The 22,498-nt window shown below is 34.6% G+C and carries 22 protein-coding genes; 14 read left to right on the forward strand and 8 right to left on the reverse strand.

Annotated features, from left to right (window positions below; genetic code table 11):
• The first annotated feature begins 5 nt into the window (after positions 1 to 5).
• The 4 genes from A9G10_RS09460 to pmrB all read left to right on the forward strand — a co-directional run bounded on the left by A9G10_RS09460 (position 6) and on the right by pmrB (position 3,289).
• A complete protein-coding gene (locus A9G10_RS09460) occupies positions 6 to 689 on the forward strand; it encodes an amino acid ABC transporter permease (RefSeq protein WP_065559496.1) in 684 nt (227 codons plus the stop codon).
• 144 nt (positions 690 to 833) lie between these two features.
• The gene (locus tag A9G10_RS09465; RefSeq protein WP_065559290.1) at positions 834 to 1,361 is read left to right on the forward strand and encodes a phosphatase PAP2 family protein; all 528 of its coding nucleotides are present in this window, start codon (positions 834 to 836) and stop codon (positions 1,359 to 1,361) included.
• A gap of 133 nt (positions 1,362 to 1,494) precedes the next feature.
• A complete protein-coding gene (pmrA, locus tag A9G10_RS09470; protein ID WP_065559291.1) occupies positions 1,495 to 2,157 on the forward strand; it encodes a two-component system response regulator PmrA in 663 nt (220 codons plus the stop codon).
• A gap of 28 nt (positions 2,158 to 2,185) precedes the next feature.
• Positions 2,186 to 3,289, forward strand: coding sequence for a two-component system sensor histidine kinase PmrB (gene pmrB, locus A9G10_RS09475; protein ID WP_218837381.1), 1,104 nt, complete (start codon positions 2,186 to 2,188; stop codon positions 3,287 to 3,289).
• On the opposite strand, the gene A9G10_RS09480 is transcribed toward pmrB, so the two are convergent.
• Complete coding sequence (locus A9G10_RS09480; RefSeq protein WP_065559293.1) at positions 3,261 to 3,881, reverse strand: YrbL family protein; 621 nt, start codon at positions 3,879 to 3,881, stop codon at positions 3,261 to 3,263. The genes pmrB and A9G10_RS09480 overlap by 29 nt on opposite strands.
• 274 nt (positions 3,882 to 4,155) lie before the next feature.
• On the opposite strand from A9G10_RS09480, the gene rplM reads away from it, so the two are divergent.
• The 6 genes from rplM (at position 4,156) to glnE (ending at position 11,461) form a co-directional block, all read left to right on the forward strand.
• Positions 4,156 to 4,584: a 50S ribosomal protein L13 gene (gene rplM / locus A9G10_RS09485; protein WP_034901369.1), complete on the forward strand. Its 429-nt coding sequence runs from the start codon at positions 4,156 to 4,158 to the stop codon at positions 4,582 to 4,584.
• Between the two features lie 11 nt (positions 4,585 to 4,595).
• Positions 4,596 to 4,988, forward strand: a complete 393-nt coding sequence (gene rpsI, locus A9G10_RS09490) for a 30S ribosomal protein S9 (RefSeq protein WP_034901366.1) — start codon at positions 4,596 to 4,598, stop codon at positions 4,986 to 4,988.
• Positions 4,989 to 5,306: 318 nt separating this feature from the next.
• Positions 5,307 to 5,939 (forward strand): stringent starvation protein SspA, encoded by a 633-nt coding sequence (gene sspA / locus A9G10_RS09495; RefSeq protein WP_065559294.1) that lies wholly within the window; start codon positions 5,307 to 5,309, stop codon positions 5,937 to 5,939.
• Positions 5,940 to 5,986: 47 nt separating this feature from the next.
• Entirely contained in the window at positions 5,987 to 6,397 is a 411-nt protein-coding gene (locus A9G10_RS09500; RefSeq protein WP_065559295.1) for a ClpXP protease specificity-enhancing factor, read from the forward strand.
• A 154-nt stretch (positions 6,398 to 6,551) separates the two neighbouring features.
• Positions 6,552 to 7,496 (forward strand): CYTH domain-containing protein, encoded by a 945-nt coding sequence (locus A9G10_RS09505; RefSeq protein WP_065559296.1) that lies wholly within the window; start codon positions 6,552 to 6,554, stop codon positions 7,494 to 7,496.
• A gap of 1,136 nt (positions 7,497 to 8,632) precedes the next feature.
• Positions 8,633 to 11,461 carry a bifunctional [glutamate--ammonia ligase]-adenylyl-L-tyrosine phosphorylase/[glutamate--ammonia-ligase] adenylyltransferase gene (glnE, locus tag A9G10_RS09515; RefSeq protein WP_065559298.1) on the forward strand — a complete coding sequence of 943 codons (2,829 nt, stop codon included), beginning with the start codon at positions 8,633 to 8,635 and terminating at the stop codon, positions 11,459 to 11,461.
• 167 nt (positions 11,462 to 11,628) lie between these two features.
• On the opposite strand, the gene ttcA is transcribed toward glnE, so the two are convergent.
• Positions 11,629 to 12,525 carry a tRNA 2-thiocytidine(32) synthetase TtcA gene (gene ttcA, locus A9G10_RS09520; RefSeq protein WP_065559299.1) on the reverse strand — a complete coding sequence of 299 codons (897 nt, stop codon included), beginning with the start codon at positions 12,523 to 12,525 and terminating at the stop codon, positions 11,629 to 11,631.
• A 14-nt stretch (positions 12,526 to 12,539) separates the two neighbouring features.
• A complete protein-coding gene (yeiP, locus tag A9G10_RS09525) occupies positions 12,540 to 13,112 on the reverse strand; it encodes an elongation factor P-like protein YeiP (protein WP_065559300.1) in 573 nt (190 codons plus the stop codon).
• A 104-nt stretch (positions 13,113 to 13,216) separates the two neighbouring features.
• Here yeiP and A9G10_RS09530 point away from each other — a divergent pair, with 104 nt between their 5' ends.
• Positions 13,217 to 13,483 (forward strand): YkgJ family cysteine cluster protein, encoded by a 267-nt coding sequence (locus A9G10_RS09530; protein WP_065559301.1) that lies wholly within the window; start codon positions 13,217 to 13,219, stop codon positions 13,481 to 13,483.
• 213 nt (positions 13,484 to 13,696) lie between these two features.
• Positions 13,697 to 15,139: an amino acid permease gene (locus A9G10_RS09535; protein ID WP_065559302.1), complete on the forward strand. Its 1,443-nt coding sequence runs from the start codon at positions 13,697 to 13,699 to the stop codon at positions 15,137 to 15,139.
• Positions 15,140 to 15,262: 123 nt separating this feature from the next.
• Here A9G10_RS09535 and infA read toward each other — a convergent pair whose 3' ends face one another.
• From infA to leuS, 5 genes are all read right to left on the reverse strand, one after another.
• Entirely contained in the window at positions 15,263 to 15,481 is a 219-nt protein-coding gene (gene infA, locus A9G10_RS09540; RefSeq protein WP_025315083.1) for a translation initiation factor IF-1, read from the reverse strand.
• A 230-nt stretch (positions 15,482 to 15,711) separates the two neighbouring features.
• Positions 15,712 to 16,368 carry a nicotinate-nucleotide adenylyltransferase gene (gene nadD, locus A9G10_RS09545; RefSeq protein WP_065559303.1) on the reverse strand — a complete coding sequence of 219 codons (657 nt, stop codon included), beginning with the start codon at positions 16,366 to 16,368 and terminating at the stop codon, positions 15,712 to 15,714.
• Complete coding sequence (holA, locus tag A9G10_RS09550; RefSeq protein ID WP_065559304.1) at positions 16,362 to 17,366, reverse strand: DNA polymerase III subunit delta; 1,005 nt, start codon at positions 17,364 to 17,366, stop codon at positions 16,362 to 16,364. Before holA ends, nadD begins: the two co-directional genes overlap by 7 nt.
• An 8-nt stretch (positions 17,367 to 17,374) precedes the next feature.
• A complete protein-coding gene (gene lptE, locus A9G10_RS09555) occupies positions 17,375 to 17,869 on the reverse strand; it encodes an LPS assembly lipoprotein LptE (protein WP_065559305.1) in 495 nt (164 codons plus the stop codon).
• 33 nt (positions 17,870 to 17,902) lie between these two features.
• Positions 17,903 to 20,485, reverse strand: a complete 2,583-nt coding sequence (gene leuS, locus A9G10_RS09560) for a leucine--tRNA ligase (protein ID WP_065559306.1) — start codon at positions 20,483 to 20,485, stop codon at positions 17,903 to 17,905.
• 230 nt (positions 20,486 to 20,715) lie between these two features.
• Here leuS and A9G10_RS09565 point away from each other — a divergent pair, with 230 nt between their 5' ends.
• Positions 20,716 to 21,333: a hypothetical protein gene (locus A9G10_RS09565; RefSeq protein WP_065559307.1), complete on the forward strand. Its 618-nt coding sequence runs from the start codon at positions 20,716 to 20,718 to the stop codon at positions 21,331 to 21,333.
• Positions 21,334 to 21,795: 462 nt separating this feature from the next.
• Positions 21,796 to 22,416 carry a hypothetical protein gene (locus A9G10_RS09570; protein WP_065559308.1) on the forward strand — a complete coding sequence of 207 codons (621 nt, stop codon included), beginning with the start codon at positions 21,796 to 21,798 and terminating at the stop codon, positions 22,414 to 22,416.
• Positions 22,417 to 22,498 lie beyond the last annotated feature (82 nt).

The following is a 22,498-nucleotide window of genomic DNA, read 5'->3' on the forward strand; positions in this document are numbered from 1 at the left end:
ATTTTATGGGATTTGCTGTTATTTGGAATAATTTGGGTTATCTGATGTGGGGTAACTTTCCTGGTGGCATGTTTTTGACGTTGTTAATGAGCATTGTTGCGATTGTTTTTTCAACTCTGTTAGGCATTTTAGCCGGTATCGGTTTGACCGTGCTAAAAGGGGGAATGCGTCAGTTACTCATCACGCTTCTTGCTTTTTTGCGAGCAATCCCAGTCATCATGTTAATTTTTTGGACTTATTTTCTATTGCCTGTGATTTTTAATATCGATGTACCGGCTATTGCGACCGTGATCTTTGCTTTATCATTAATTGGGGCTGCTTATATTGGTCACTCTGTTCATGCCGGTATGATTGCAGTTGGTAAAGATCAGTGGCAAGCTGCTTATTCATTGGGATTGAATAAAGCGCAAGTGATTATCGCTATCATTTTACCGCAAGCATTAAAAATGATGTTGCCGTCGTTTGTTAACCAATGGGTTTCACTGATTAAAGATACTTCTTTGGCCTATATTGTCGGTGTTGCCGAATTTACCTTTGTTGCAACACAAATTAATAATCTTAGTATGGTTTATCCGACTGAGATTTTTTTATTTGTCATTGTGGTTTATTTTTTCATTTGTTGGTTGCTTGATATTACAGTTTCATTTTTGGCTAAATGTTGGTTGCATTATGGCTTCGACCATAAATAAATATGTCTAATTTTTCAGTATTAAAATTAAACCCGTATAACGATAAGTCACTCATGTAAAATAGATTAAAAAGGGTTGTTAAGGTTTTTTTAAGGTTAATACGTTACATTTTTGATATGAATAATTCAGTCTGTTCAACTTTTCATGTGGTATGATATTAATACTAAACTCTTTTTATTGATTAATGCTTCTGATCAAGCATCAAAATCCTTTATCTACTTTGCAATCTTTTGTGCTAATTATTTAATGTTTTTTCCAATTATCATGTTAGCTGGCTATTGGTTTTTAAAACCCGATTATCGACAATCGATTGTTAAAATTATAGTGAGTTTAGTGTTAGCGCTATTAATTTCTTTTGTGATACGTCATCTATTTTATTCGCCTCGCCCTTTTGCGCTAGATGTTGGAACCCATTATCTGTATCACGAAACCAATAGTTCGTTACCAAGCCAACATGCTGTTTTTGTATGGACACTGTTTTTTTCAATTTTTTTTAATGCAAAGCAACAAGTTAAAAAATTATATTATTGCTGTTTTGTGGTTGCATTATTGGTTTGTTGGAGCCGGGTTTATTTAGGTATTCATTGGCCTTTAGATATTATAATCAGTTTTATTATCAGTCTTTTATCGGCTTATTTTGTGTCTAAATTTTGGGTTGCTTTTCTTAAATGATCGAGTGTATTTATCGATAACTCAATAAGGTTAAGTAAGTTAATCCAGTAATTAAATTTTTTAATAACACTATTATTACGTTAATTAAGGAACATTTATTATGAATGTCCAATCGACAATAGGATAACACCTAATGAAAATACTTATTGTTGAAGATGATAGCCTTCTTCAAAAAGGGCTTTATGATGGCATTACCGCTAATGGTTATGTGTGTGAAGTGGCATCTAATGGTAAACAAGCTGAGCAGTTTATTCAATTTGGTCAATTTAGTCTGATAATATTGGATCTGGGTTTACCTGATTGTGACGGCTTAGATTTGCTAACGCGTTGGCGTAAAAAACAGATTGATACCCCGGTGCTTATTTTAACCGCTCGAGATACCATTGAAGATCGAGTTGAAGGATTAGATCATGGTGCCGATGATTATCTTATTAAACCTTTTGCTTTAACTGAACTTTTAGCCCGTGTTAGAGCCTTAATTCGACGTAATCAGGGCACAGCTGATAATGTTATTTGCTTTGGTTCAATTACTATTGATATTAAGCAACAAATTGTCACTCAATATCAGCGTGAAGTAATATTAACGCCTAAAGAGTTTGTTGTACTTTCTCGACTGATGTTAAAAGCTGGTGAAAAAGTACACCGTGATTTATTACAAAATGATTTATATGATTGGCAAAGTGATCCAAGTTCCAATGTACTTGAGGTTTATATTCATGGGTTACGAACTAAATTAGGTAAAAGTTTGATCAAAACTGTGCGGGGCTATGGTTATCAACTCAATAGCGACCATTAAATTATTATTTTTTTATTAAATGAAAAACATGATGATCTTTAAATCCTTAAATAATATTCGTCAAAGTATTCGTTGGAATCTTTTTTTCACTTTGGGGGCGATTATGCTCATTTGCCAGATCATTACGGTGTTATGGTTATGGCATGAAAGTAAAGAACAGATAGATGTATTGGTAAATTTGACCCTAAGTCAAAACAAGATTGATGAAGTGGTCGAACATGAAGAATTAGAAGCTATTTTTGCCTTATTTTGTTCTGCTTTTTCAATGATGTTAGTCACTTTATTCCTTGCATATAAAGCCATTAAATGGATTACAAAACCATTAGAAGTGTTAGAAAAAGATTTAAATGAACGAACCGAAGATAATCTTAGTCCTATTGATCCGATTAGTAATAAGCGAGAGATTAAATCCATTACCACTGTTTTAAATAAGTTGTTTGTCCGATTAAGCAGTACGCTTGCTCAAGAGCGTCTTTTTACGGCTGATGTTGCGCATGAAATGCGAACACCATTAGCCGGTATCCGTTTGCATTTAGAGTTATTAGAATCAACACATCATATCGATTGTCATGAATTAATTGATCGTATCGATCGCTTAGTTAATACCGTCGAACAGTTATTAATGCTTGCCAGAGCTAGTCAAAAATTTACCGTTGGTCACTATCAAAAAATTAATTTTCATGATGATATTATGTTGCCGCTTTTTGAAGAGTTATCAGAGCAAGCATTACATAAGCAACAAGCGATTCAATGGAATATACCCGATAAAAAACTGATGTTTGAAGGAGATACCACTTTAATTAGATTGTTGATTCGAAATTTGGTTGAAAATAGTTGTCGTTATAGTCCGCCCAATACTAAAATTGTCGTTAATTGTTTTAAAGATGCAAAAGGCATTATTATTAATGTCGTCGATGAAGGTAGCGGAATTGACGAGTCTAAAAGCGAAAAATTAACTCAAGCCTTTTTCCGTATGGATCGAAAACATGATGGAATAGGGCTTGGATTAAGTATAGTAAATCGTATTTCAAAGTTACATCATGGGTCGTTTACTTTAGAAAATCGTCATGATCATCATCAAGGTACCGTTGCTCAGCTACGGCTTACTGATTTACCTCATCAATTAACTTAGCCACCAGTGGATTATGCCAATTATCTTTGATGACTGATTTTAAAAAACGTTGCCATGTGCGCTCAATCTTCGATTTAGCAAAATAGGGGACATAGTTGGCAATCGGAATAAAGGTAGAATTACCAATATTATCGATAATGACCAGCCGATTTTTTTGTTCTGAAAGATGTTGAAATAATATATTTTTGCTTTTAATCGTCATCGTAATAATACGATTGTTTAGCAAGTTTGACTTTAGTGCTTTTAACAAAACAATTAATTCATCATAGTATTGTTGCGTTAATTGTTGGTCAGCAAGATATGTTTCGAGTGGTGTAGCAGTTTTTCCATCATAATTACGAATCAATTCGAAAAGATGTCCTTCACCAAAATTTGTTTGCACAGGGCCATAATATTTGGCTAACGCATCCCACGAGATATTGCGTTTAATAAGATGCTTATAATAGGCAATTTCGCGGTTAGTTTCTTGTTCCGCTCCGTCATTATAATTGACTTTAATACATTGAGAAGGATTGCTTGGATGATGATAACATTTACGATGTAATCCTTTGCTAATGTAATCTTTGTCGGTAAGTTGGATTATATGGCTCATCTGGAATAATATGCTTAGATTAATTGAGTTTTAGAGTTTAACAGCAAGCGTTTTTTCTTGCTATAATTTTTTATGACAAATCCTAGCACTTTTACTATATTTCTGTATAATATTGCAACCCACGTTACAACAGTGTTTTCCCAACGCTGTTTTCGGTTGTCAAGGTTAATATAACAACTCGAAGGGGTTAGTTACTTGATCATTGCAATCAAAAAGTGTAAATAAATCGTTTGATTTATTAACGTGAGATTAATTAAAAATTGGATAAATACGAATGAGTACTTTTTCAGCTAAACCAGAAACAGTTAAACGCGACTGGTATGTTGTTGATGCAGCAGGTAAAACGTTAGGTCGTTTAGCTACTGAGATCGCAAGCCGTTTGCGTGGTAAACATAAAGCAGAATATACACCACATGTAGATACAGGTGATTATATTATCGTTATCAATGCAGAAAAAGTTGCTGTAACAGGCAAAAAACGCACTGATAAGATCTATTATCGTCATACTGGTTACATCGGTGGACTTAAAGAAGCGACTTTTAAAGAAATGATTGAACGTCATCCTGAACAAGTCATCGAGATTGCTGTAAAAGGCATGTTACCGAAAGGTCCTCTTGGTCGTGCAATGTACCGTAAACTTAAAGTTTATGCTGGTAGCGAGCACAATCATGCGGCACAACAACCGCAAGTATTAGATATTTAAGGGGATAGAAGATGGCTGATAATCAATATTACGGTACTGGTCGCCGCAAAAGTTCTGCTGCTCGTGTGTTTATCAAACCAGGTAGTGGAAACATCGTTATTAACAAACGTTCATTAGAGCAATACTTTGGTCGTGATACTGCTCGTATGGTTGTGATGCAACCTCTAGAGTTAGTTGAAATGACTGACAAACTTGATCTTTACATCACTGTTAAAGGTGGCGGTATTTCAGGTCAAGCGGGTGCAATTCGTCACGGTATTACTCGTGCATTAATGGAATATGATGAAACTTTACGCTCTTCATTACGTCAAGCGGGCTTTGTTACTCGTGATGCACGTCAAGTTGAACGTAAAAAAGTGGGTCTACGCAAAGCACGTCGTCGTCCACAATTCAGCAAACGTTAATTGCAGACGTTACAAAATTATTTCAAAAACCCAGCATTATCTGGGTTTTTTTATGACTAAATTTTGGTCACATTTCAAATTACCAAAGTCTTTTTGTTCATTTCATCTGATGATTTGTTGTGAGCCTAATTGTTATTGATAAATTGTATTGGTTTTAATTGACTTAAACATTGTAAATTGTCAAAGTTTTTCACAATAAAAACGATTATTTGAAGAAAGATGATAAGAAAATTAATTTTTTTTAACAATTTTGTTATCCAATTTGTTAGAATAGAAGCTCTCTAAACCTATTTTAAATTTTGCATATTTGGAGTGAACATGGTTGTTGCTGTTAATAAACGTTCTGTAATGACATTATTTTGTGATACAACAGATATCTATGGTCATCAGATCCGATTTGTGTTGGCAGAAAAAGGTGTGACTGCTGAAATTGAGTTTGTAACTGCGGATAATTTACCTCAGGAGTTGCTGGATCTTAATCCTTATGGTTCAATTCCAACGTTGATAGATCGCGATTTGACATTATATGAGCCTCATATAGCGTTGGAATATCTCGATGAACGTTTTCCTCATCCACCATTAATGCCTGTTTATCCGATTGTGCGTGCTAATTCTCGATTAACAATGTATCGTATTAAAAGAGAATGGTACAGTGCCTATGAAACCATTATCGCTGATCCAAATAGTGATGCTGCTAAAGTCGCACGTAAAAATCTTCTTGATGATTTAGTCTCAATTTCTGTCATGTTTAAAGAAAAAGACTTTTTTATGAGTGATGATTTTACGTTATGCGATTGTTATTTCGCTCCGCTATTATGGCGATTACCTCAACTTGGTATTGAATTACCTAAAGTTGCTGAAAAAAATTATTTAGCCTACATGGCTAGAATTTTTGAACGTCCAGCTTTTATCAGTTCATTAACTGAAGATGAGAGAAAAATTAGAGTATAATAATTTATCTGCTCTAATTTATGATGTGATTTTAGAAGGTAATCTAAATGGATCCTAACCAAATGACTGCCCGACGCCCTTACTTATTCAGGGCGTTTTATGATTGGATTGTTGATAATGAACTCACTCCTTATATCGTGGTAAATGCTTCGGTATTGGGTGTTCTTGTTCCGCAAGAGTTTGTTAAAGATAATCAGATCGTTTTAAATATTGCTCCCCATTCTGTTGCACAATATATGGCAACGAATGAAAAAATTGAATTTAATGCGCGATTTTCAGGTGTGCCACAACATATTGTTGTGCCGATGTCAGCAGTAGAAGCAATTTATGCTCGTGAAAATGGCGTGGGGATGGGATTTGAAGACGAACCCGAATATAAACAGCAACGCGAAACCGATATTCAGAAATCTGATAAAACCGAGAAGAAATCAACAAACCCATTCCGAGTAGTGAAGTAATAATTTAACCCAAAAACGTGATGATAAATTAAGTTGAACAGTTGGTTAATTATAAAAAGTGATGATCAACTGTTTATTCCCGCCTAATAGTGTATATTTATTTTATTAATCGGGATATGATATAGCAAAATAAATCATATTCCTGTTTAAATTCATGAGTAATGAAATTGAGTTAAAATTCCAGATAAATAATCGTGATATTGCTGATCTACAATCTTTTTTAAATCAATGGGCAAGTAGTGATGAGCTTGAATTTTCCAGCTTATCGAATAATCAGCGTACATTTTCAACCTTATCTTTGTGTAACTGCTACTATGATACAGCGGATAATTATTTGCGAAATCATCATTGTGGATTAAGACTTAGAACAACTGAAAACAACGAAAGTAAACAGTACGAAATGACGTTAAAACGTGATAGTCATGCTATAGCCGGTTTGCATGAACGCGCTGAATATAATGTTGATTTAAATCGTCCACAACTCGATTTATCTCTATTTCCTGTAGGCGTATTTTCTAACGATTGTGACATCGAACAGTTGCAGCAAAATTTAAAACCACTTTTTACTACTAACTTTACTCGTCAAGTGTGGTTAATCTCGTTTGCAAATAGCGAAATTGAAGTTGCTTTAGATATAGGCAAAATAACCTCAAATGATAAATTTCAACCAATACAAGAAGTTGAACTCGAAATAAAACAAGGTAATAAACAAGATTTGATTAACTTTGCGATTGAGTTAAGTCGTTTTAACTTACATCTTTTTTCGCAGAGTAAGGCTTCAAGAGGTTACCGTTTATTATTAAATAAACCAGTTACTTCTGAAATCTTTTCTGCACAAATTGAACAAGATTTATCCAGTTTACTCAACTTTTGGCAACAAAATGAAGAATATGCTTTAGAAAATAATTATTTCACTTATTATAAACAGTTACTTATTCAAATAAACGAAGTATTAATAAACCAAAATCTTCAAATTGAGCCGGAATTTGAGCAATGGCAAATGGCGATACAACGTATTGACTCGATTGCAAAGTTTGCTTATAGCGAGGTAAACACAAAACTCAAACTTAAGCTAATTTCTGAAATAAATGGAATATAGGTATAACAATGGAATTGGACAGGACTTTTTTTAAACTACCACTATTATTAGTTTTATTTTATTGGTTATTTAATATTTTATATATCATAGTCTATGTTACTGGATTTGATGATTATCCTTTATTGTCAGATATGACAAATAATCAATTTATTCGGTATGTAACTAGGCAAGTCGTAATCAACTTCTTCTTCCAAATACCCTGTTCGATTGTTTTATTTGTTGTTTCAATAGTATTATTTAATAAATATTCCATTCATCAAGTCAATTCGAGAAATATTATTAATACTTTATTTGTTGCTATTTTATTTGCCTCAATGGAGGTTGCAGGACGATCGCTTTTCTACAGTGGTATCTTTTCTTGGGTTGGATCTAAACTTAATTATTCAAATTCTGTTATCTCTTCTTCGTCTCTAACTCATGAATCGATTAATTTTGTTAACATATTAATTAGTTATATTTTTATAATACTGTGGACTTATCTTAGTATCAAATTGTTGAATAAAAATTTTATTCGCAGCAATAACGTATTAACTCAATCAGAAAGTCAGCGGTTACATTTTGGGTTATTTATTTCGCTTTATAATTGTTATTTTAGCACGTTGTTATTTCCTCTAATTTTTTTCGGTTATTATCACAGTTTAACAAGTTCAATTATTAATCTAACAATTTTAGTTCTATTTTTATTCATGACTAATTTGATAGGCTATTTTTTGTTGAGAAAATGTTTTACAGGCGTAACAGAAATTTTAAACCTTAAAAAGCTTATATTTAGTTCGCTATGTATATTTATTTTCAATTGTATCTTGGTTGCAATAATTTTTTGGGTATCTGTTTTTCTGTATGAATATTCTCAAGCATTTTATAGATTCTCCAATAACTTTTTATTGTGTTATACATGGATAACGATAGGAATGGTGTTTATTTTAAGTTCGATAATGGTTAGAATTATGACTAAACTGTTATTTAATTCAACCAAAAATAACATTAATATCACGCAATAATACAAGATGTTATAGATGTATTGGTGAAAATGAGTTTTAAAGTAATACTTAGATTATGTTTTCGGTTATAGCAAATGACATCGATAAAATAATCTGACAATTCAAACCCGATAATACCTTGTGTGAGACAGAAAAATGCCCCAATCTAATGTTTTTAAAGATCAACAGCAACGCGTTATCAATCTGCTTCAACAATGCGATCCAGTACTGGTACAATCAAACCTTGATATTTTAGTGCAAAGTAATTTTCTTGTTGAGGCATTTTCTCGTTTTCCACATTGGCTTGCTGATTTTGTACAAAACCCACCACTGGCAGATGAAAGACAATATTATCAATCTTGGTTAAATGAACAGTTAGTTTCAGTCGTGGATGAAGCCGCATTAATGAAAACTTTAAGGCAATTTCGCCATAAAATGCTAATTCGCTTGGCATGGTCTCAATTAATAAAGGCAAGTAGTGATGAACAGATTTTGTTACAACTCAGTGAATTGGCAGAAATAATTGTTGTCACCGCTCGTGATTGGCTTTATACATTAAGTTGTCAAGAATGGGGAACGCCAAGCAATATGCAAGGAAAACCCCAACCGTTATTGATTTTAGGTATGGGTAAATTGGGTGGAGGCGAGCTAAACTTTTCGTCTGATATTGATTTGATTTTCACTTATCCAGAACATGGACAGACACAAGGTGGACGTCGAGAATTGGATAATGCGGTTTTTTTTACACGTTTAGGACAACGTTTAATTAAAACGCTTGATCAGATTACAGAAGATGGATTTGTTTACCGTGTTGATATGCGTTTACGCCCTTTAGGGGATGGTGGTCCATTGGTTCTTAGCTTTTCATCTATGGAAGATTATTATCAAGAACAAGGTCGAGATTGGGAACGTTATGCAATGGTGAAAGCAAAGGTATTAGGTGATCAGCATGATCCTTATACCCAAGAACTCTATCAAATGCTTAAACCTTTTATTTATCGCCGTTATATCGATTTTAGTGTTTTACAGTCACTGCGAAACATGAAAAGTATGATTGAACGTGAAGTCCGTCGTCGTGGTTTAAAAAACAATATTAAACTTGGCGCTGGTGGCATTCGGGAAATTGAGTTTATCGTTCAAGTTTTTCAACTTATTCGAGGTGGTCGAGTGGTTGGATTGCAGACACGTTCGTTATTAAACGCTTTGCAGGTAATTGAACAAGAATCATTACTGAAACTCAGTGAAGTGATTTTACTTCGAGAAAATTATCTTTTTTTACGTCGTTGTGAAAACCTTTTACAAGCGATTAATGATGAGCAAACCCAAACTTTACCAGACAATGAACTAGATCAAATGCGTTTAGCAACCAGTATGGGATTTAATAATTGGGAAAACTTTGAACAAGACTTGTCAAAAAGAATGTTGATCAACCGTGAAATATTCAATGAATTAATTGGCGATGAACAGTCCGAATCCACCCAGTCTAAACAATATAATGATAAGTTTGATGATTTATGGGTACCAGACTTAGAATTAAGTGATGTCAAAGCGGTATTACCTAACTATTCTGATCAAATGGCAACCCAGCTTTGTCAATTGTTAATACAATTTCGCAATGATATTGGTAAACGGACAATTGGAGTGCGTGGGCGAGAAATCCTTGATCAACTTATGCCGAGATTATTAGAAATACTCTGCAATGAAAAAAATGCCTTAACTGTGTTAGCAAGAATTTTTCCTTTATTAGTCAATATTGTTAGCCGTACCACCTATTTAGAATTATTACTTGAATATCCTACCGCATTGAAGCAGTTAATTCGGTTGTGTAGTGCTTCCCCGATGATTAGTGATCAGTTGGCACATTATCCGATCTTGTTAGATGAACTCATCGATATTCATTCACTTTATCAAACAGTTGCCCCTAATGAATATAAAAGTGAACTTTACCAATATTTGCTTCGCATTCAAGTTGATGATGAAGAACAACAACTTGAAGCGCTCCGCCAGTTCAAGCAGATGCAGTTATTGCATATCGCTGCTGCTGATGTTGCACATGTATTAACTACCATGAAAGTCAGTGATCATTTAACGTTTGTGGCCGAAGCTCTCCTTGATTTTGTTGTTCAAATGGCATGGAATCAAATGATAGCTCGATATGGCAAGCCACAACATCTTACTGATGATCATAAAGGTTTAGTGGTTATTGCTTATGGTAAATTAGGCGGTTGGGAGCTGGGTTATGGGTCGGATTTAGATTTAGTTTTTTTACATGACTGTCCTGTTAACAGTATGACTAGGGGTGAAAAACAGATAGATAGTCGTCAATTCTATCTTCGCTTAGTTCAGCGTATTATCCATTTATTCAATGTACGTACCAGTTTTGGTATTTTGTATGAAGTTGATGTTCGTTTACGTCCGCAAGGGGAAGCGGGTTTATTAGCTTGCAGTTTAGCTGCTTTTGAGGACTATCAGATGCAAGACGCATGGACTTGGGAGCATCAAGCATTAGTTCGCGCCAGAGCCATTTATGGCGAAGTTGAACTTATTGAGCGTTTTAAACAAATCCGACATAAAGTGCTTTGTAAAGTACGGGATGAAAGCCAATTAAAAACCGAAGTTAGAGAAATGCGTGAAAAAATGCGTACTCATTTGGGGTCAACTCAACCGGATTCATTCAATTTAAAAATTGATCAGGGTGGAATAGGGGATATTGAATTTTTATCACAGTATCTTGTGCTTAATTATGCACATCATTATCCTAAAATGACAACTTGGAGCGATAACGTTCGGATATTAGAGTTAGCTGCTAATTATCAAATTATGGAACAGGATGAAGCCCAAAAGCTCACTCAAGCTTATATTGATATGCGTAACGAAATTCATCAATTATCATTACAACTGTTACCCAGCACGGTTGATAACACCTGTTTTGTTGAGGAAAAACAAATCGTCAATCAGAGTTGGGCTAAATGGTTAATGGATTGAAAAATATTAATATTGTTAACCAATTTAAAATTTTTCGATGGAATAATCGATTGAATGTTATCAGTGAGTTAACGTTATTAAAATTGACGCAAAAATGATATTTTAGCTTTGTCATCCCACTAAAGTTTTAGTGGGATAATTCGATAAGATAGCGATAATATATAGATTTAGTTAACTTCTTTCCATAAGATCATGTCTTGATCTTCAAGGTCAGATGCATCAAATCCAATCGGTTGTGGCATATCTTCGTGATCAAATGCTATATCTCCTCCATCAATTACACGATCCCCTTTTTTAATTCCTTTGAAATCAAAAAGTGAGGTATCACAAAGATGTGATAGGGTGATATTTTGGGTTGCACGGAACATGGTTTCAATGCGTCCGGGATATTTTTTATCCCATTCATTAAGCATCTCTTTTATCACTTGACGTTGTAAATTAGGCTGTGAACCACAAAGATTACAAGGAATTATTGGAAATTGCTTAATTTCAGCATATTTTGCAATGTCTTTTTCTTTGCAATACGCAAGCGGTCGAATAATGATATGTTCACCTGAATCATTCATTAATTTGGGTGGCATTGCTTTAAGTTTACCGCCGTAGAACATATTTAAAAACAAGGTTTCTAAAATATCGTCACGATGATGACCTAAGGCTATTTTTGTGGCGCCAAGTTCGGTTGCGGTGCGATATAAAATACCACGGCGTAGACGTGAACAAAGCGAACAAGTTGTTTTACCTTCTGGAATTTTTTCTTTAACAATACCATAGGTATTTTCTTGAACTATTTTATATTCAATGCCTAACGACTCAAGGTATTGCGGTAATACATGCTCAGGAAATCCGGGTTGCTTTTGATCTAAATTAACGGCGATGAGATCAAAATCAATAGGCGCACTGATCTTTAAATTTAATAAAATATCAAGCAAAGTATAACTATCTTTACCGCCTGATAAACAGACCATAATACGATCGCCTTCTTCGATCATATTAAAATCAGCGATCGCCTCACCGGTAAGGCGACGCAATCGTTTATGGAGTTTGTTTTGATTATAGGTTTTCATGACAAATTAATACGTTATTCTGATCGTCCCATATAGCGACGTTCGGCGATATGAATTTTGACCTTTTCATTGTTATCAATGTATTCCGGAACTTGAATAACAAGTCCTGTTGATAATGTGGCTGGTTTAGTGCGAGCACTTGCTGATGCACCTTTGATACTTGGTGAGGTCTCAATAATTTCTAGATCAACTGTTTGCGGTAATTCTAACGCAACGACTTCGCCATCGGCCATGAGTACTTGAATGCCGTTCATGCCACCTTCTGGAATAAAAAGCAGTTCTTCTTCAATTTGCGCTTTTTTGAAAATAAAAGGATTATAGTCTTCATTGTCCATAAAGACATATTCATCACCATCAATATAGGAAAAGCTGACCGGACGTCGAAAAAGTTCAATGGTTTCGATAATATCGTCACCTTTAAATCGCTCTTCTACTTTACCGCCTGTCTTGACATCGGTAAAACGCATTTTATAGAGTGTACTTGCACCACGGGCACTTGGACTTTGAACATCAATGTCTTTAACCAGTAATAATTTACCATTATAAGTGACGGCATCGCCACGTTTTATTTCATTTGCTTTTGCCATAATCGTTTCTTTGTAAGGTTTTAAAATTTAGCTCGCTATTTTACCGCTATCTTGCTATTGTCACCATCAAAATTTATCGATGTTCCTTAAATTAAAGGAATCTTATGACAGAATTGGTTAAATGTCGTCAAAATTGTGGGGCCTGCTGTATTGCACCTTCTATCTCGTCGATTATTCCCGGAATGCCGAATGGCAAGCCTGCCGGTGTGCCCTGTATCCATTTAGATAGTCGTTTTCAATGCCAGCTTTTTGGACAATCCTCCAGACCAAGGGTTTGTTGTCGATTAAAGCCGTGTATGGAAATGTGTGGCAATGATCGTGAACAAGCTTTAGATTATTTAACTCAATTAGAACAGGTCACTAGCGCCTAAATATTGCTAATATTTAACAAACTTGCGCTATTATTAGAATTATTTATCTCGTGTTGTTTTTTTTTTGATACACTTCACCGCATTTCATTATTCAATGATAAATATACACAATAATTAAGATAAATAGCGTTTTCTATCAATTTGTTAAAATATACGATTGGAAACTAAAGTTTTCTTAATTACATTTACTCTCTTTAAAAGAAGATTTTTGTTATGAAAAATAAATTAAAACGGGATTTAAAGGCTCGCCATTTAGCCATGATTGCAATCGGTGGTTCAATTGGAACTGGGCTTTTTGTTGCATCCGGTGCGACAGTTGCACAGGCAGGGCCTGGCGGCGCTTTGCTTTCCTATGCCATTATTGGTGTAATGGTGTACTTTTTAATGACCAGCCTTGGTGAACTTGCAGCATATTTACCTGTATCTGGGACATTTGCGACTTATGGCGCTCGTTATGTTGACGAGGCGTTCGGATTTGCGATTGGTTGGAATTATTGGTACAACTGGGCAATTACCGTCGCGGTCGATCTGGTTGCTGCACAGCTGGTGATTTCATATTGGTTTGATGCCGGAGCGTATAGTTGGCTTTGGAGTTTGCTATTTTTAAGCATTATCTTCTGTTTAAATTATATCTCTGTCAAAGGTTTTGGTGAAGCTGAGTTCTGGTTCTCATTAATTAAAGTTGTGACTGTTATCATTTTTATTGCTGTTGGCTTATTGATGATTGTCGGTATTTTACGTGGGGGTGAAAGTACCGGTTTGCAAAATTGGACTGTTGGTGATGCGCCTTTTGTTGGTGGCTTTTCTTCGATGATTGGTGTTGCTATGGTGGTTGGTTTTTCATTCCAAGGCACAGAACTCATTGGTATTGCAGCCGGCGAATCAAAAGATCCTGAAAAAAATATACCTAAAGCCATGAAACAAGTTTTTTGGCGTATTTTGCTATTTTATATTTTTGCAATTTTAGTCATCAGTTTGATTATTCCTTATACCGATCCTAATTTACTTCGTAATGAGGAAACCGACATTAGTGTTAGCCCATTTACATTAGTGTTCCAACATGCGGGCTTACTATCGGCAGCAGCCATAATGAATGCGGTTATTTTAACGTCAGTTTTATCCGCTGGTAATTCTGGTTTATATGCCTCAACACGTATGCTATATGCCTTAGCGAAAGAAGGAAAAGCACCTAAAATCTTTTCAAGATTATCTTCAACGGGTGTACCTCGATTTGCATTGTTAGCCACAACATTTGTTGCGATGTTATGTTTTTTAACCTCAATGTACAAAGATCAGGAAGTGTATTTATGGCTTCTTAATATGTCGGGGATGACCGGATTTATTGCATGGCTTGGGATCGCAATTAGTCATTATCGATTCAGAAAAGGATATATGGCTCAAGGTTTTGATGTTAATAAATTACCTTATCGTTCAAGTTGTTTCCCTTTTGGCCCTATATTTGCTTTTGTACTTTGTCTCACTATCACTCTTGGGCAAAACTATGAAGCATTTTTACAAGATACCATTGATTGGAATGGTGTAATAGCGACTTATGTCGGTATCCCATTATTCTTTATTATTTATTTGGGTTATAAGATTGTGAAGAAAACTAAATGGGTGAAATACGAAGATATGGATTTTTCTCAAACAGATTAGTTTGAGAAAGTTGATAACATTTTTTCTCTTCCGTCGACACTTATGTCGACGGAATTTTATTAAAAAAGAGAAAAATAACCCATAAGGTTAGTTAATTTTTAAATAACAAGTTTGATAACGATATTAGCGACTACGGAAGATGATACGTGCTTTAGAAAGATCGTAAGGCGTCATTTCAACAGTAACTTTATCGCCAGTTAAAATACGAATATAGTTTTTTCGCATTTTGCCAGAAATATGTGCAGTAACGACATGACCATTTTCAAGTTCAACACGAAACATCGTGTTAGGAAGAGTATCAAGTATGGTACCTTGCATTTCAATGTTATCTTCTTTTGCCATTGGGGCCTCTTAATAATAAAAACAAATTAACTATACACAACTCGTTTATGACATCCCTTTAAATTTTGAGGGAAAGAAAAGTCAACTTAGGGTGCTTTTCTTAAATGACTAGATCAGTATTTTATCATAAGAAAAATGATAGTGTGTATAAACATAAAAAAGCTCAACTTACAACATATAAGTATCGCCGCAAAATAATGCCGAAAAAACTCCCAGAAGTAAAGTCATTTCTAAATTTTCTTTGTCTGATAAAGACCTTGTTGGTGGATATATTGCCAAACTTTTAGTGGTAATAGACCTTCACAACTTTGTTGATTCTTAATTTTTTGTCTGATTTGGGTTGCTGAAATATTTTCTAATGGTGTGTGAGAAAAATAGATATATCCCTGAGCAGAATCATGCAAATGTTTTATATTAGTCGTGCGATTTTTATCAATCCATTGTTGAAATTCAATGTTATCAGTCCTTGCTGCATAATTTGGTCGCTGACAAATAATCAAATGGCAATAATCCAGTAATGATTGCCATTTATACCAACTTGGCAAACTCAGTAATGAATCTTGCCCCATAATGAATGCAAGTGATGCTGCTTTCCCGTTTTCATGACGCCATTGCTTTAAAGTATCGATGGTATAAGAAGGACGATTTACAGAGCAAGGAACAATTTCACGCGTGTCAACGGTAAACAAGGGTAAATCTTCAATGGCTAATGCTAACATTGCCAGACGCTGTTGTGTGGTTATTTCTGGTCGCGGTTTATGAGGTGGTATTTTATTGGGTAATAAAACTATCTGTGTCAAGCCCACTTCTTGCGCTAATGAAATTGCAGTGCGTAGATGACCGTAATGAATAGGATCGAACGTGCCACCAAATAAAGCGGTTAGCATTGATTTAATCCCATAAATTGCATCATCAAACTGGTCAAATTGTCCCAAATTTGCAATTGGCTATCGTGCTTTAAACCGATCTCAATATCGGTCAATTTTGCCAAAGTGGTAAATAAATTTTTGATATCACAACGCGTTAAATAGGCGGTATATAAAGCTCTTTTGTTTTGCCATATTTTATATTCATCAAACGTTTGTTTAAGCGATTTTTTTTCTGAAGATTTTTTTAAATTAATAATTAGAATAAGCTCTCTTTGAAAAATTCGCATTAAAATTAGTGGTTCCAAATCATTCATTTTTAGTTGGTGTAATATATGTGTTGCACGTTTAGATTTATTGGCAACCATAGCATCAATCCAATGATAAGGCGTAAATACGGCCGAATCATTAATGTTATTTTCAACTTGATCATAACTAATGGTATGATTTGGATAAAGTAATTTTAATTGTTCAATAATTTGTGTTAATGCGAGTAAATTACCTTCATAGTAATAACAAAGTAGTTCAATCGCTTGTGGTTCGATGCTTATTTGTCTGTGCTGAAGATGACTTTTTATCCAATGAGGTAATTGTAAGGTATCGGGCGTGACGCAATTAACGACCACAAGTTTATCGTTTAACGCTTTATACCATGTTGCGTTTTCTTGAGTTTTAGTGATTTTGTTTAAACTGATTATTAGTGCAATTTCAGGGGTTAAAACGTCACTTAGTGTATTAAGCTTTGTTATTAAAGCAGTATTTAATGCGTTATCACCAAAATCAAGAAAGATAAGCGTGTTATTCGAAAATAGATTCAATGCCTGACAACTGTCATAGATTGCTGACCAATCGGTTTGATTGTCTATCGTGTATGTCAGTTGCTCATCAAATCCTTTCTGTTTAAAAGTATGACGCAATTGCGTTTGTGCATAATGTTGCAGATAGGGATCACCTCCTATTAATAAATAGTAGGGCGATCCTAGGTGATTAGTAATTTGATCAGCATTGATTTTAATCATAACAACGTTTATTTTTTGGCATCTACAGATTTTAATTTACCTATAATCTGTTTTGCTGCTTGTCTATACATTTCGTCTTCGATTAAATTTTGCTCTGCTGTTTTAGACAATGGCGTTGACGGGTTATCAAAGAATGTACGGAATATCCGTACATTAATTGGATAAATTTGCTTACCATTGATCACGGCTTGAGCATGGACGGTTAAAACTAATTGATATTCAGCAGCTTTACCGTCTTGATAAATCGATATGGTATTGCGATCAATATTTTCATTGGTGATATTCAGCGTCGGATATTTGCCTGAAGCATCATCATTGACTAGTGTGATATGATTATCATGCAAGAGTTCTTTAACATATCTTGATAATTTACCGTAAGGATCATAACTTACGTAAGACATGGTTTTAAATCGTGCAGGAATTTCAGTTTCATTTTGCAAATGAAATCCACACCCTGTCAGTGATGTTGCCATTAGCATGATTAAAACGATATATTTTTTCATAAGTATTACCACCAATTTTCGTTATTAACAATATTAACCAACAACCAAATTCAATAATTTACCTGGTACATAAATGACTTTACGAATAGTCACATCTGCCAAATATTTTTGAATATTAGGTTCTTGTTTAGCTTGTTCTACAACAAAATCTTGCTCAGCATTAGCAGGTACAGTGAATTTGCCACGTACTTTACCATTAATTTGTACTACGATGAGTTTTTCATCTTCAATCATCGCTGATTCATCAGCAATCGGCCATGTTGCATTATCGATTGATTCACTATGCCCTAATGCTTGCCACATAACAAAACAAACATGCGGAATCATTGGATAAAGTAGGCGGACAATCGCATTTAAAGCTTCGTTCATTAATGCATAGTCTTGGTCGTTTTCTAAAGGTGCTTTTTGTAGACGATTCATAAACTCCATGACGGCAGCAATTGCTGTATTAAATGTTTGCCGACGTCCAATATCATCACTGACTTTAGCAATGGTTTTATGAAGTTCGCGACGCAAAGTTTTTTGTTCAGCATTTAATTGTGTCACATCTAATTTGACACTTTTACCTTGCTGTGCATACTCATACACTAAACGCCAAACACGTTTAATAAAACGGTTAGCCCCTTCAACACCTGATTCTTGCCATTCAAGCGTCATATCAGCAGGCGAGGCAAACATCATAAATAATCGAACTGTGTCAGCACCATATTTTTCTACCATTTCTTGTGGATCGATGCCGTTATTTTTCGATTTCGACATTTTGGTCATACCTGCATGCACAAGTTCATTGCCTTTGCTGTCGGTTGCTTTACAAATGCGACCTTTTTCATCACGTTCAATGATCACTTCGGTTGGTGATACCCAAATGCGTTCATTAGTCGGACTGGTATAATAAAATGCATCAGCAAGTACCATGCCTTGACAAAGTAATCGTTTAGCTGGTTCATCAGAGCTGACTAAGCCAAAATCACGCATTAATTTATGGAAGAATCTAAAATAAAGTAAATGCATAATGGCATGTTCAATACCACCAACGTACTGATCGACAGGTAACCAGTAATTCGCTGCTTTTTCATCTAACATGCCCTTGTCATAGTGCGGACAAGTATAACGTGCGTAATACCACGATGATTCCATAAAGGTATCAAAGGTATCGGTTTCGCGAAGTGCCGGTTGACCATTAACTGTCGTTTTTGCCCAATTTGGATCGGCTTTAATTGGACTTGTGATCCCATTCATTTCGACATCTTCAGGTAAAATAACCGGTAATTGGTCTTCTGGCGTCGGAATGGTTGTTCCATCTTCAAGGGTGACCATTGGAATTGGTGCGCCCCAATAACGTTGACGGGAAACACCCCAATCACGTAAGCGATAATTGACTTTACGTTGACCAATACCCAATGTAGTCAATTTGTCGGCGATAGCATTGAATGCTTGCTCAAAATTAAGTCCATCAAATTCACCCGAGTTAAATAGCTTACCGTGTTCAGTATAAGCATTTTCGGAAAGGTCAGGAGCTTGCCCATCTTGATTTAAGATAACTGGTTTAATTGGCAGATTATATTTTGATGCAAATTCATAATCGCGCTCATCATGTCCCGGTACTGCCATCACAGCACCAGTGCCATATTCAATCAAGACAAAGTTGGCAATCCATACCGGCACTTTATTCCCCGTTAACGGATGAATTGCATAAAATCCAGTGGCGATGCCTTTTTTCTCCATTGTTGCCATATCGGCTTCTGCGGTTTTGGTATTTTTGCATTCTGCAATAAATTCAGCAATTTTCGGATTATCTTTCGCTGCTAATTGTGCTAATGGGTGCTCAGCGGCAACTGAGACAAAACTTACGCCCATTAAGGTATCAGGGCGAGTTGTATAAACACGCAATTTATCATTGTAGTTTTCTACAGCAAAATCAAATTCGACTCCTTCAGAACGACCAATCCAGTTACGTTGCATTGTTTTAACTTGTTCTGGCCAATCTTCAAGCGTATCTAAATCATTGAGTAGTTCTTCGGCATAGTCAGTAATTTTGATAAACCACTGTGGGATCTCTTTACGCTCGACAGGGGTATTACAGCGCCAACAGCAACCTTCAACGACTTGTTCGTTCGCCAGTACAGTTTGATCGTTAGGGCACCAGTTAACTGCTGAAGTCTTTTTGTAAACTAAACCTTTTTCATAAAGTTTAGTAAAAAACCATTGTTCCCATTTGTAGTATTCCGGTCGGCAAGTGGTGACTTCACGATCCCAATCATAACCAAAACCTAATAACTGTAATTGCTTTTTCATGTAAGCAATATTTTCGTAAGTCCATTTTGCTGGTGCGGTATTGTTTTTTACTGCCGCCCCCTCAGCGGGTAAACCGAAGGCATCCCAACCTATTGGTTGTAATACATTTTTACCATTTAGACGTTGATAACGTGAGATCGTATCACCGATTGTATAATTACGGACATGACCAAGATGTAAACGACCTGAAGGATAAGGAAGCATTGACAAGCAGTAATACTTCTCTTTAGATGCATCTTCAGTAACGTGAAATGTTTTGTTCTCTAGCCAATGTTGTTGAACTTTGGCTTCAATCTCATCTGGGCGATATTGTTCTTGCATGACGAATTAATGTCCTATCTATTATTACTAATAAAAAATAATTTGCTAATTGTATTGGTTATTGGCACGTTTTACAAACGATATATGAAACAAGGAGAATGATTTGATACCAATATTTATAAGAATTAAAATCAATAAAGTTAACAATATAAAAAGAAATACATTTTTGCTTCTCAATAGATTTAAAAAAACTTAAGATATATTCTAAAAAATTTAAGGAATAGCTTCTTATGGAAAATCGTACATTTGAATTTCGTTGTTTCACTCGGCGATCATTTATTGTTTTAGTTATATCAGTTATTAGCTTTGCTTCATTTGTCGCAGGTTATCTCATTCTTTTATTTCTTTCTGATGCTGTCATGCCTTTGATCCCCAAACAATATTTTATGGAGATTCTTTTTGGTGGAATCCTTGTGTTGAGCTTACTTTCTGGCGTTTTGTTTGCTATAAGTATTGTGAGTTTATTCCGTAAAAAAATGACGATTAATTTCAATCCATATTCGATCAATATTGATGACCATAAAAAATTGAATCAAACGTTTCAATGGTCAGCATTACAAAAAGTAATAATGTTTAAAGTCGAAAACGCTGTTTGGATTAATCAGACACTTATCCTTGAGTTTGACAATGAGCGTATTAATATGCAGATAGTAAAGGGAAGAATTCCACTATTATCCAAAAAAGATATCGATCAATTTTTTGAATTTACACAATATCTTCATGAACAAGTTCTCAAACCAGATTTTACATTATTCTCGGTGGATAAAACTTTATCATCTAAAACAGCTGAATTTCTAGTGAATGTTTCACATGATTTAGAATATCGTTACCTTTATGTCAGAAAGTAGCTATTGCGCATTTATTGTTTATAAATTAATGATAAAACAATGGCTATTGAAATGTTTAAATAGCCTTAAACTGTATTGATAAACTTCAACTGCCTTTTAATTGGTCAATATATTAGCTACCATTAAACGCACTTAAGAAACGTAAAGAATGATTTTTCTCTTCAACCGGTATATTTTCGAAATTGGTTTAAATAAGTTCATCGACTTTTTGGGCTTCAATCTTGCTGGGGCGATATTGCTCTTGCGTGATATGTCCTACCTATTATTGCTAATAAAAAAATTTGCTAACTCTATTGGCACGTTATACAAACGATGTAAGAAACAAGGAGAATGATTTGATACCAATATTTATATGAATTAAACTCAATAAAGTTAACAAAATAAAAAGAAATAGATCTTTTCTTCTCAAAGTATTTAAAAAAAACTTAAGATATATTTCTAAAAAAATATAAGGAATAGCTTATGGAAAATCGTACATTTGAATTTCGTTGTTTTACTCAGCGCTCATTTAAAAATTTAATGATACTCATTTGTTGCTTTGGTGTTTTAGTCCTTGGTTGTCTCATGTATTTATTTTTCTCTGATGCGATCATGCCGATGATTCCCAACCGGTACTTTGAGGTCATTTTTATTGTTGGACTGCTTGTTCCGGAATTATTTTCTATCTTTCTATTTGCTATATGTATTGCTCGCTTGTTTCGTAAAAAAATGACGATTAATGTCAATTCATATTCGATTAGTATTGATGACCATAAAACATTGAATCAAACGTTTCAATGGTCAGCATTAAAAACAGTAATAATGTATAAAAGTACCGTAGTGCTATATCAAACGATTATTTTGGAGTTTAACAATAAGCTTATTAATATGATGATGGCAAAAAGTATATATTTATCCAAAAAAGATATTGATCAATTTCTTCAATTTATACAATATGTCGAAGAACAAATTATAAAGCCAGATTTTACATTATCCTCATCGGATACAACTTTATCAACTAAACTTACCCAAGAACTAACAAAAGCATTAACAAATATAAATGATGATCATGGAGTATACCGTTATTTATATGTCAGAAGGTAACGAGGCAATGTTTCTTGATCATAAAATACTAATATGGCTATTTAAACAATTAAATAGCCATACTCGATTTTATACAAATTTG

The sequence above is a fragment of the Gilliamella sp. wkB308 genome, from assembly GCF_001690185.1.
Lineage (GTDB): Bacteria > Pseudomonadota > Gammaproteobacteria > Enterobacterales > Orbaceae > Gilliamella > Gilliamella apicola_I.